The organism is Bordetella tumulicola, assembly GCF_965138755.1.
GTDB classification, from domain to species: Bacteria; Pseudomonadota; Gammaproteobacteria; order Burkholderiales; family Burkholderiaceae_B; genus Bordetella_A; species Bordetella_A tumulicola.
In genome coordinates this window covers 51,781-61,733 of record NZ_CBCSFP010000015.1, presented here as the reverse complement: position 1 = coordinate 61,733, position 9,953 = coordinate 51,781, and the positions used below count along the sequence as shown (strand labels likewise).

Below are 9,953 nucleotides of genomic sequence, written 5' to 3'. Positions count from 1 at the left end.
CACGTTCTCCGGCGGGATAGCCGGAGAACGTGACTCGATAGCCTGGGGGCGCGACGGGCGTAAGGGCCCGCTTGGCTGCCATGAGATCTACCGCTAGGCCATCTGCACCGGCTTACTGTGCCAGAACTTCCAGCGTGGCGACGTAGGTGAGGCGACGCTTGGTGGCTTTTTCGACGGTGGTCTTGTCGTCGGTGATGCTGGCTTCCAGCCAGTACAGGCCCGGTTTTTCCCATTTGACGGAAAACTTGCCGTCCTTGTCGGTCTTTAGTTCGATTTCACCGATCTTGTCGCGATAACGGCTGCCGCCTGGAACAATGGTGACTTCCAGGCTGGAAGCAGGCTTGCCATCAACCATCATCTGAAAAGTCGCGGTTTCGCCAGCGTACAGGTCATTGGGGTGAGTGACGCCCACCAATTCCAGGCCCTTGCCTACGGGCGGTAGCGTGCTGGGCTTGCCTGCCGTGGCAAACGTTTCAATACGGCCAACGGATTGCGAAATTTCCAAGTCTTGCGCCTGCGCGGGCACGGCTTCGGCCAGGCCTTCGGGTTTGCCAAAATAGCGCTTGCCCTTGCCGTTTTCTTTCCAGCGCGCAAAGACGCCGTCGTTGACGACGGCGATGCGATAGGTGCCAGCCTGGTTCAGTTGCAGGTCAAAGGTGCTGCGCAATTTACCGCGGTTGGCGTTTTCGGGCTGAACCGTCTTGCCGTCCGGTGCGATGATGACCAGGTTGTCCAGACGCAGCGGTGCATGGTTGAAGTAAAACTTGTCGTTTCCCACGGCGCCATCAACGGTGATCCAGCTTTCCGTACCCGAGATCACGGTGGACGAGGGCTTGAGCCACGCGTCGTGCGCTTGAGCGATCACGGGAAGGCTCAGGGCCAGCGCGGCAGCAATTCGAATGGCAGTTTTCATACGTCTTCCAGAAATAGGGTTGTAATGGTCAGGGTTTGAGGTCGACGGCAATGGCGCCCAGTTCGTGCTCGCCCTTGGCGGATAGGCTTTCGGCTTTGGTGGGCGGCCAATCGAACGGCACGCGTACCAGTTCGCGCCCGCCGACTTCGCGAGAGGCCTCGATCACCACGGCATAGCGTCCCGGCTTGAGGTCGGCCAGCGGCTTTTGCGTGCTGGCAAACGCCAGTTCATGCTTGCCGGCCGGACGCGTGGCGCCGCTGACGCCGTCCACGGGGAATTGCTGGTTGCGGCCGCTACGACGCCACCATTGGCGGATGTCCTTCAGCCATTCGGTGCCCTCGTTGTTTTTCTTAGCCACGTCGTACCAGACAGCAAGGTCGCCAACGGCGCTCTGATCGGTATTTTCGAGCCAGATGGCGACGTAAGGGCGATGGTATTCAGCGACATCCAGCCGCGGAATCTCAATGTTCAGACCGAGATCGGCGGCCTGGGCCGTTCGGACGATCAGGCCGGCGAGCAGGGCCGACAACAGCAGCTTGCGCATAGATTCTCCAGACTTGCGGTATTCAATGAATGAAAAGCAGGGCCAAGACAACGGGGATCACCACGCCCAACCCGACCATCGGCCAGGTCCCGGCGCGCTGGCGGCCGTGCAATTGCAGCAGCACCAGCCCTGTCAGCGAAAACACCAGACAGGCAATGGCGAAAATATCCAGAAACCAGCTCCAGGCCGTACCGGTATGGCGGCCTTTGTGCAGATCGTTCAGATAGGAAATCCAGCCCCGGTCAGTCTGTTCGTATTCCACTAGGCCATCGTTCAAGTCGATCGACAGCCACGCGTCGCCACCCGGGCGAGGCAGAGAGATATAGAGTTCGTCAGGCGACCATTCAGGGTTGCGGCCGTTCACGTGGGCCTGAAGTTCGGTATCCAACCAGTGCGCGATCGGCGCGGGAACGGATGCGTGCTTGTCTTTCGTATTGACGGATTTGAGCTGAGTCAGCAGCGCGGCAGGCAGTTGTGCATCGCGCGTCGTGACGGCGGGCTTGACGCTGATCAACGAGGCATTGTTCAGCGTCAAGCCGGTAATCGCGAACAACAGCATACCGAGCAGGCATAATGCGGAACTGATCCAATGCCATTGATGCAATGTCTTAAGCCAGTAGGCCCGTCGTCGGGAAGGGGGTTGACTGTCCATGGCGCACGTAGAGATGAGGCTGCGGATTCTATCATTTAAATGAGAATGAGTATCAAACTACTGCCATGCAAGCACTGATTCCACTCCATGTGCTGGCGGTCGCGATAGGGGCTGCCGTGGGCGCGTGCGCGCGCTGGTTGCTCGGGGTCTGGCTGAACTCGTCCGGTTGGCCCTGGGGGACGTTGATCGTCAATCTGGTCGGCGGGTACCTGATTGGCGTGGCGTTAGCGGTGTTGCTGGCCCATCCGGAATGGCCACAGTGGATACGTCTGGCCGCGGTGACGGGTTTCTTGGGCGGGCTGACTACGTTTTCGACGTTTTCGGCGGAGACGGTGGCGATGCTGGAGCGCGGCGCGTTTGGCACTGCGTTCGGTTATGCCGCGATCAGTTTGCTGGGCTCACTTGCGTTGACGGCGCTGGGCTTGGCGACCGTTCACGTGCTGCGTTGAGCAAACGCGCTAGCGGTTGAGCAATATTTGTGCGGCCCGCTGGCCGCTGCGTACCGCGCCCTCCAGGACGCCCGGATAGCCGGTGTCGGTCCAGTCGCCAGCTAGCGTCAGCGTTGGCCAGGGGGTCGTGTTCAGGGGGCGGACCAGACCCGGTACGGCCGCAAAGGTCGCACGTTTTTCGATGAACAACTCGGTGGCCTCGACGGCGGGCATAGGTGCCAACCGGGCGGGATGGCGTGCCGCCTGTTCGGCAATCTGGGTGGTCAAGTTGCCGATGACGGTCTCGCGGTCTGCATCAGCCAAGTCGCGGGCGGCACTGGCCACGAGGGCCAGTTCGGCGCCGGGCGCGCGGCCAGTCAGGCGCGAGCGATCAAAAATCCATTGCCCCATATGACCGCGTGCTTTGTCTTCGCGCAGCAGCATCATGGGTTCCGGCAGCGGCCAGGGTGACGCCAGTCGCAGGTTCAGGGTGGCGATAGGCAAATAATCAAACGCCTGCAGCGCATTCAGGAGCCCGGGGCATTGGGCCTGCAGCAGGGCGTCTTCGAGCAGGCGCGCGGCGACCGCGGGCGGCACCGCGAGTACCGCAGCATCAAAACGTTCGCGGTTGACGTCAATACCGTTTGCCAGCGGCATCAGTTGTCGCACCGTCGCGCCATAGCGCATCGTGGCGCGCAGCGCTACGGCATCCGGCCAGAGTGCGGACAGATCCACACAGGGCAGCAACAGATCACTGTTGTGGCGGTGACCGGTCAGGCTGTCTTGCAGAATGCGGGCGTACAGGGTAGCGCTGGCCTCGGCGGGCGGGGTGTTCAGGGCTGCGAGGCAGAGGGGTTCCCAAATCGATGCGACGAGCGCGTCGGGTTGCTGGAAGTGTGTCAGTAACTGAGCGACGGTCCAATGGCGTGGCGGATGCCAGGCCATTTTTTTTAGACCATGCATGAAGCGCAATGCGGCAATACGACTGCGCCAAGACAGACCGCGCGCTCCGAGTAGCGCCGCCGCGGCATGGAGGGGGGCGGGTAACGCCGGCGCCGTGAGGCGAAACTGCCCGTCCAGGCTCGCTAACCGTAATGATCGGCGCATGAGCAGCATGTCAGGGTTACGACCCAGCCGGCGCATGAGCGCCAGCGTCTGGTCGTAGGCTCCCAGCAGAATATGTTGGCCGTTGTCTAACTGGCCACCAAAGTCCGGATGCACGACACGTCGTGCACGTCCACCCGGGGTACGGCCCGCCTCGAACACCGTGACATTTGCGTCTGCATCTCTCAAGACGGCACAAGCCGCCAGGCCCGCCCAGCCGGCACCGATAACCGCGACCTTCATCGTTTCGCCAAGCGGCGCACCAGACCGCGACCACCGCTGACCCAGGTCTTCCAGGCGAGCCAAAATTTACGCAACGGGGTCAGCGAAATCCGCTGATGGAGTACCTGCCAGTTATCCCGTTCGATTTCGTCGAGCAGCGCGTGATAGATCGCTGCCATCATCAGGCCAGGCCGCTGTGCACGGCGGTCCGCCTCGGGCAGGCTCTGAGCGGCTTCCTGGTAGAGTTGCCGGGCGCGCTCGGTCTGAAATTTCATCAGCGCGGTGAAGCGGTCCGAATAGGCCCCGTTCAGGATCTCTGCCGCTTTGACGTCGAATTGCTGCAATTCGTTAACGGGGATATAGATGCGACCGCGTCGGGCGTCGTCGCCGACGTCACGGATGATATTGGTGAGTTGAAATGCCAGTCCCAGCTTGCCGGCGTACTCCATCGTGCGGGGATCGGTATACCCAAAGACGCCCGCGGAGAGTTCGCCCACGACACCGGCGGCATGCCAGCAGTATTTGCGCAGGCCGGGCCAGTCCAGATAGCGGGTCTGGTCCAGATCCATTTCCATGCCGTCGATCACGGCCAGCATCCGTTCGCGCGTGATGTCACAGGATGCCAAATGGGGCAGCAACGCTTGGGCGACCGGGTGCTCGGCCTGTCCCGCGAATAATTGATCGACTTGCGTGCGCCACCACGCCAGTTTGATTCGGGCGACCGACGCGTCGGAGCATTCGTCGACCACGTCATCCACCTCGCGGCAAAACGCATACAGTGCCGTGATGGCACGGCGTCGTTCGGGCGGCAGGAACAGGAACGAATAGTAAAAGCTCGAACCGCTTTTGGCGGCCTTTTCCTGGCAGTACTCGTCAGGCGTCATAGGTTTGGTGAGTATCCCATCAGTTTGTCAGCACGAGCCGGGCGGACCTATCGGCAGCGCCACAGCATGACGGCCCAGTCTTTCGGGCCCAGTTCGGGCCGATTCATGAATACGTCATAGCCGCAGCGTTCGATTCGCTCGAGAATGCGCAATCCGCCTTGCACGACCAGACGCAGCTCCAGGCCGATACGGCCAGGCAGGCGACGGGCCAGCGGAGCGCCTGAGTGTAGCAGTGCTCGCGTTCGCGCCATTTGAAAGGCCATCAGGTTGCGCCACGCGGGCGTCAACCGGCAGGCGGCGAGGTCCTCGTCGCTGACGCCATATCGAAGCAGGTCTTCGCGCGGCAGATAAATGCGTTGCTTGCGCCAGTCTACCCGCACATCTTGCCAGAAGTTGACCAATTGCAGCCCCGTGCAAATCTCATCGGCCCGCACCAGATTGTCCGGCGTTGCGGCATCATACAAGTGCAGCATCAGCCGTCCGACGGGATTGGCGGAGCGGGTGCAATAGTCCAGCAACGCCGCGTAATCCTCATAGCGCTTGACGGTCACGTCCTGTTCAAAGGCTGACAGCAGATCGAGAAACGGCGTGATGGGCAGTTGGTGTTGCGCGATCGTCCGCGCCAACGGAGCAAAAACAGGGGCGAGCGTGGGTGACGCCGTCGGTGCGCCACCCGGCTCGGCGCCGATGCGATGCAGTTCGGCACGAAACTCGGCCAGCCTGGACAGGCGCTGCCCATCGCTGGCGTCGCCTTCGTCGGCGATATCGTCAGCGGCCCGCGCGTACCGGTAAATGTTTGTCACTGGCTCGCGCAGACGACGAGGCAGCAGCAGTGACGCAACCGGGAAGTTTTCATAGTGATCGACAGCCATAGATTGCCATTTTAGTCGGGCATTGCATTTCCCATCGGCTTACGCGCATCCTGCCCATCCCGGATGCATCGGGGCAGTGAGATCAGTTAGACTAGGCGCCACAGGAATTCACCTATGCCACGCCCGATACACGCCTCTATTTCCGTTTCCGCACTCAGTCACAATCTGGCTGTTGTGCGACGTCGTCTCGACCAAGCCGCACAGGCGGCAGCGGGCACTGCGCCGTCCATATGGGCGGTGATCAAGGCCAATGGTTATGGTCATGGTATCGAGACCGCGGTGGCCGGATTTTCGGCCGCGCAAGGGCTGGCGATGCTGGATCTTGACGAGGCCGTGCGCTGTCGTGAGGCCGGGTGGGGTGGACCGATTTTGCTGCTCGAGGGGTTTTTCCAGCCGGTCGATCTCGAGTTGGTCGATCGCTATCATCTCACCGTGACGGTTCATACACGAGAGCAACTGGACATGCTGTCGCAGGCGCGCTTGTCGCGTCGGGTCGATATCATGCTTAAACTGAATAGCGGCATGAATCGTCTCGGGTTTTCGCCTGGCGCCTACGGCAGCGCGCACGGGCGTGCCATGCAACTGCGCGAACAAGGGGTGGTGGGCAGTATCGGCAAAATGATGCATTTTTCGTGTGCCGATGGCCCGCAAGGTGTCTCCGGCCCTTTGCAGGTCTTTCGGTCCATTACTGACGAATTGGCCAATGGCCCCATCAGCGTTTGCAACTCGGCAGCAACATTGCGTTATCCCGAGATCGCGGTGGGGCAGGACGACGAAGCGCACTGGGTGCGCCCCGGCGTTTGTCTCTATGGCGCGTCGCCGTTCGATGACACGAGCGCGGCCGCGCTGGATTTACAGCCCGCCATGTCGTTGCGCTCAGAAATCATTGGTATACAGGACCTGTCCGCGGGCGACGAGGTCGGCTACGGCGCGACGTTTCGCGCCGAGCATCCGATGCGTATCGGTGTCGTGGCCTGCGGCTATGCCGACGGCTATCCCCGCCATGCCGGGACAGGCACGCCGATCGTCGTGGGCGGCGTGCGTACGCGCCTCCTGGGGCGCGTGTCCATGGACATGCTGGTGGCCGATCTCAGCAACGTCCCGGCCGTTGGCGTCGGTACCGCGGTATCGCTGTGGGGGCAGGATGGCCCGGCAGTCGACGAGGTGGCGCAGGCCGCCGGCACCATCGGGTACGAATTATTGTGTGCGGTAGCGCCACGCGTTCCTGTCAAGCGTATACCCTGATTATTCATTTAGCGAGGATTCCATGAAGGATAAATGCGTGCTGATAACCGGTGCCACCAAAGGCATCGGCTGGGCGCTGACGCAACGGTTGGCTGATCAGGGATGTCATGTCGTGGGTATCGCTCGCAATACCGATCACATCGATTTCCCTGGTTATTTGTATGGCTGTGACCTGGCGGATGCGGGGCGCACCGAAGAGGTCTTGCGCGAGATTCGCGAAAAATTCCCGGTCGACGCCATCGTCAACAATGTGGGTGTCGTTTTGCCCCAACCGCTGGGTGGCGTGGATCTGGCCTCGCTGTACAACGTGATGGATCTGAATGTGCGCGTGGCAGTGCAGGTGACACAGGCGTTTGTCGACTCGATGAAGGTCCGTCGTACGGGGCGTATCGTCAACGTGACGAGCCGGTCCATCCATGGCGCGCTGGATCGTACCAGTTATTCCGCCGCCAAAAGCGCGCTGATCGGATGCACGCGTACGTGGGCCCTCGAGCTGGCCGAGTACGGGGTGACCGTCAACGCGGTAGCGCCCGGCCCCGTCGAGACGGAGTTGTTTCGCGTCGCGCAACCTGCGGGTAGCGAGGGGGAGCGTCGGGCATTGGCGTCCATTCCGATGAAGCGACTGGGTACCCCCGCCGAGGTTGCGGCAGCCATCGCCTTCTTGCTGTCGGACGATGCCGGGTTTATTACCGGTCAAGTTCTGGGGGTGGATGGCGGCGGCAGTCTGGCGGGACGCTGAGGCCCTGCGTCGCCAGATCGCTCGCGCTTCGCGGCGAAATCAAACGTATCCGTGGCGATATTGCGCGGCGACCTGACGAATGACGCGGAGTTGCCGGGTAAACTGACGTCATGGCCAAGCCTCGAACCGTATACGTCTGTGCCGAATGTGGCGGCACCAGCCCCAAATGGCAGGGAAAATGCCCGCATTGCTCTGCCTGGAATACCCTCGAAGAAACCGTTGAGGCCTCGGGTCCGGCGGCGGCCACGCATCGCTATGCGCCGCTCGCCTCGGCCAGCCCTGTGCGTAGCCTGGCGGATATCGAGGCCCGCGAGACCCCGCGCCAACCCACTGGTCTGGATGAGTTTGATCGCGTTCTAGGCGGCGGCCTGGTCGCTGGCGCGGTGGTATTGATCGGGGGGGATCCCGGCATCGGCAAGTCAACCTTGCTGCTGCAGGCCTTGGCCAGCTTGTCGACGCAGACGAGTGTGCTCTATGTCACCGGCGAGGAGTCCGCCGAACAAGTGGCGCTGCGTGCCCGCCGTCTGGGCTTGCAGACCGGCAATGTGAACCTCTTGGCCGAGATTCGGCTAGAGTCCATTCAGGCGGCTGTGTCCGATCAAAAACCCACGGTAGCCGTCATTGATTCGATTCAGACGCTATATAGCAGCGAACTGACCGCCGCGCCGGGTTCAGTGTCGCAGGTCCGTGAATGCGCGGCCCAGTTAACGCGCCTGGCCAAGCAAACGGGCATTGCCATCGTCATGATCGGCCACGTCACCAAAGACGGCTCCCTGGCCGGGCCACGCGTGCTGGAGCACATTGTCGATACCGTGCTGTATTTCGAGGGCGACACGCATTCATCGTTCCGTTTGGTTCGGGCGTTCAAAAACCGGTTTGGCGCGGTCAACGAGTTGGGCGTGTTTGCCATGACGGACCGCGGCCTGCGCGGCGTTGCCAATCCTTCCGCCCTGTTTTTATCCCAGCACGAGCAGCAGGTCTCGGGCTCTTGCGTGATGGCTACCCAAGAGGGGACTCGTCCTTTGCTTGTCGAAATCCAGGCCCTGGTCGATAGTTCTCATGCACCGAATCCCAAGCGTCTGACGGTCGGGCTGGAAGGTAATCGCCTGGCGATGTTGCTCGCGGTGCTGCATCGCCACGCGGGCGTCTCGACGTTTGACCAGGATGTATTCGTCAATGCGGTGGGCGGGGTGCGCATTACCGAGCCGGCTGCCGATTTGCCGGTGTTGTTGGCCATCATGTCGTCGCTGCGCGACCGACCCTTGCCACCCGGCATGATTGCATTCGGAGAGGTTGGTCTGGCCGGTGAAATCCGTCCGGCGCCGCGTGGGCAGGAGCGGCTACGCGAAGCGGCCAAATTGGGCTTCAGTGTGGCGTTGATCCCCAAGGCGAATGCGCCGCGCCAGCCCATCGAGGGACTCGAGGTCTGGGCAGTCGATCGTCTGGATGCCGCGCTGGACAAGCTACGCTGAACGAATAATCCATCCACTTTTTCCATCCAGCATCGATGATAGTCATGACGAGGATCAGGGCATGAGCCTATGGATAGTGGGCATCTGCCTCATATGCGGCGGGTTGATTGGGTTTTTGGGCGGTGTATTGGGCATCGGCGGCGGCATGGTTGCTATCCCGGCGCTGGTATTGCTGATGGACATGACTCAGCAACTCGCCCAAGGGACCGCGCTGATCATGGTGTTACCCACCATCGTGATGGCTGTACGCAAATACAACCAGAATGTTCGTATCGATCGTCGGGTCGCGGGGGCGGGGGCGGTGGGCGCTGTGCTATTCACGTGGGTTGGCGCTCAACTGGCGCTGGGCATTCCATCCAGTACCCTGCGGATCAGCTTTGCGATTTTTCTATTTTTTGTCGCCACGTTCTACGTCTATCGAATCATCAAACGGCCGGGTGCCGTCACGGTAGGCGCAAGCCCGGAGGGCCGTCCGGCTCCCGTGTTGACGTCCGGGTGGGCGGTGATGCTGGGGGTGGTTTGCGGCACCTTGGGCGGGTTTTTTGGCGTGGGCGGCGTAGTGCTGGCCGTGCCTATCCTGACGAGCGTATTTCGTCTATCCCAGACCTCCGCACAAGCGTTGGCGCTGTCGATGATTATCCCGGGCTCTACGATCGCCCTGATTACCTACACGTGGGCAGGCCAAGCCAACTGGTGGCTGGGTGTGCCGCTCGCCGCAGGCAGTTTGCTGTTTGTACCCGTGGGTGTGCGGGTGGCCTATCGTTTGCCCGAGCGCAAACTGCGCAGTTGCTTTGCGGCGATGCTGTTTCTGACCGTTGCGCTGTTGATCTTCGAGGGTTGATTTTTTTTTACAATGAACTAACGGCTTCTTGGCGCCT

General features: G+C 61.5%; 11 protein-coding genes. 5 read left to right on the top strand and 6 right to left on the bottom strand.

All coding sequences use genetic code 11. From position 1 onward, the window contains the following. Positions 1 to 112: 112 nt before the first annotated feature. Genes ACNAZS_RS24685 through ACNAZS_RS24675 form a run of 3 tightly spaced genes read right to left on the bottom strand, consistent with a single transcriptional unit; the run spans position 113 to position 2,109 of the window. Positions 113 to 913: a DUF4198 domain-containing protein gene (locus ACNAZS_RS24685; RefSeq protein ID WP_415793191.1), complete on the bottom strand. Its 801-nt coding sequence runs from the start codon at positions 911 to 913 to the stop codon at positions 113 to 115. Between the two features lie 28 nt (positions 914 to 941). Beyond that, positions 942 to 1,457 (bottom strand): DUF2271 domain-containing protein, encoded by a 516-nt coding sequence (locus ACNAZS_RS24680; protein ID WP_415793190.1) that lies wholly within the window; start codon positions 1,455 to 1,457, stop codon positions 942 to 944. Positions 1,458 to 1,479: 22 nt separating this feature from the next. Beyond that, positions 1,480 to 2,109, bottom strand: coding sequence for a PepSY-associated TM helix domain-containing protein (locus tag ACNAZS_RS24675; RefSeq protein ID WP_415793189.1), 630 nt, complete (start codon positions 2,107 to 2,109; stop codon positions 1,480 to 1,482). A gap of 65 nt (positions 2,110 to 2,174) precedes the next feature. On the opposite strand from ACNAZS_RS24675, the gene crcB reads away from it, so the two are divergent. Continuing rightward, on the top strand, positions 2,175 to 2,558 hold the full coding sequence (gene crcB, locus ACNAZS_RS24670; protein WP_415793188.1) for a fluoride efflux transporter CrcB: 384 nt from the start codon (positions 2,175 to 2,177) through the stop codon (positions 2,556 to 2,558). Positions 2,559 to 2,567: 9 nt separating this feature from the next. On the opposite strand, the gene hpnE is transcribed toward crcB, so the two are convergent. From hpnE to hpnC, 3 genes are read right to left on the bottom strand one after another with little or no spacing between them, the layout of a single operon-like run. Beyond that, complete coding sequence (gene hpnE, locus ACNAZS_RS24665; protein ID WP_415793187.1) at positions 2,568 to 3,884, bottom strand: hydroxysqualene dehydroxylase HpnE; 1,317 nt, start codon at positions 3,882 to 3,884, stop codon at positions 2,568 to 2,570. Beyond that, positions 3,881 to 4,747 (bottom strand): presqualene diphosphate synthase HpnD, encoded by an 867-nt coding sequence (hpnD, locus tag ACNAZS_RS24660; RefSeq protein WP_415793186.1) that lies wholly within the window; start codon positions 4,745 to 4,747, stop codon positions 3,881 to 3,883. Before hpnD ends, hpnE begins: the two co-directional genes overlap by 4 nt. Positions 4,748 to 4,794: 47 nt before the next feature. Further along, positions 4,795 to 5,619 carry a squalene synthase HpnC gene (hpnC, locus tag ACNAZS_RS24655; RefSeq protein ID WP_415793185.1) on the bottom strand — a complete coding sequence of 275 codons (825 nt, stop codon included), beginning with the start codon at positions 5,617 to 5,619 and terminating at the stop codon, positions 4,795 to 4,797. A 114-nt stretch (positions 5,620 to 5,733) separates the two neighbouring features. On the opposite strand from hpnC, the gene alr reads away from it, so the two are divergent. The 4 genes from alr (at position 5,734) to ACNAZS_RS24635 (ending at position 9,916) form a co-directional block, all read left to right on the top strand. Beyond that, on the top strand, positions 5,734 to 6,864 hold the full coding sequence (gene alr / locus ACNAZS_RS24650) for an alanine racemase (RefSeq protein WP_415793184.1): 1,131 nt from the start codon (positions 5,734 to 5,736) through the stop codon (positions 6,862 to 6,864). Positions 6,865 to 6,886: 22 nt separating this feature from the next. Next, entirely contained in the window at positions 6,887 to 7,603 is a 717-nt protein-coding gene (locus tag ACNAZS_RS24645) for an SDR family oxidoreductase (protein ID WP_415793183.1), read from the top strand. A gap of 110 nt (positions 7,604 to 7,713) precedes the next feature. Further along, positions 7,714 to 9,075 (top strand): DNA repair protein RadA, encoded by a 1,362-nt coding sequence (gene radA, locus ACNAZS_RS24640; RefSeq protein WP_415793181.1) that lies wholly within the window; start codon positions 7,714 to 7,716, stop codon positions 9,073 to 9,075. Positions 9,076 to 9,136: 61 nt separating this feature from the next. Further along, positions 9,137 to 9,916 (top strand): sulfite exporter TauE/SafE family protein, encoded by a 780-nt coding sequence (locus ACNAZS_RS24635; protein WP_415793180.1) that lies wholly within the window; start codon positions 9,137 to 9,139, stop codon positions 9,914 to 9,916. Positions 9,917 to 9,953: the final 37 nt, after the last annotated feature.

What these genes read in the sequence shown, in the direction of transcription:
- ACNAZS_RS24685 (WP_415793191.1), bottom strand. Translation starts at nt 913, where the DNA reads ATGAAAACTGCCATTCGAATTGCTGCCGCGCTGGCCCTGAGCCTTCCC.
- ACNAZS_RS24680 (WP_415793190.1), bottom strand. Translation starts at nt 1,457, where the DNA reads ATGCGCAAGCTGCTGTTGTCGGCCCTGCTCGCCGGCCTGATCGTCCGA.
- ACNAZS_RS24675 (WP_415793189.1), bottom strand. Translation starts at nt 2,109, where the DNA reads ATGGACAGTCAACCCCCTTCCCGACGACGGGCCTACTGGCTTAAGACA.
- crcB (WP_415793188.1), top strand. Translation starts at nt 2,175, where the DNA reads ATGCAAGCACTGATTCCACTCCATGTGCTGGCGGTCGCGATAGGGGCT.
- hpnE (WP_415793187.1), bottom strand. Translation starts at nt 3,884, where the DNA reads ATGAAGGTCGCGGTTATCGGTGCCGGCTGGGCGGGCCTGGCGGCTTGT.
- hpnD (WP_415793186.1), bottom strand. Translation starts at nt 4,747, where the DNA reads ATGACGCCTGACGAGTACTGCCAGGAAAAGGCCGCCAAAAGCGGTTCG.
- hpnC (WP_415793185.1), bottom strand. Translation starts at nt 5,619, where the DNA reads ATGGCTGTCGATCACTATGAAAACTTCCCGGTTGCGTCACTGCTGCTG.
- alr (WP_415793184.1), top strand. Translation starts at nt 5,734, where the DNA reads ATGCCACGCCCGATACACGCCTCTATTTCCGTTTCCGCACTCAGTCAC.
- ACNAZS_RS24645 (WP_415793183.1), top strand. Translation starts at nt 6,887, where the DNA reads ATGAAGGATAAATGCGTGCTGATAACCGGTGCCACCAAAGGCATCGGC.
- radA (WP_415793181.1), top strand. Translation starts at nt 7,714, where the DNA reads ATGGCCAAGCCTCGAACCGTATACGTCTGTGCCGAATGTGGCGGCACC.
- ACNAZS_RS24635 (WP_415793180.1), top strand. Translation starts at nt 9,137, where the DNA reads ATGAGCCTATGGATAGTGGGCATCTGCCTCATATGCGGCGGGTTGATT.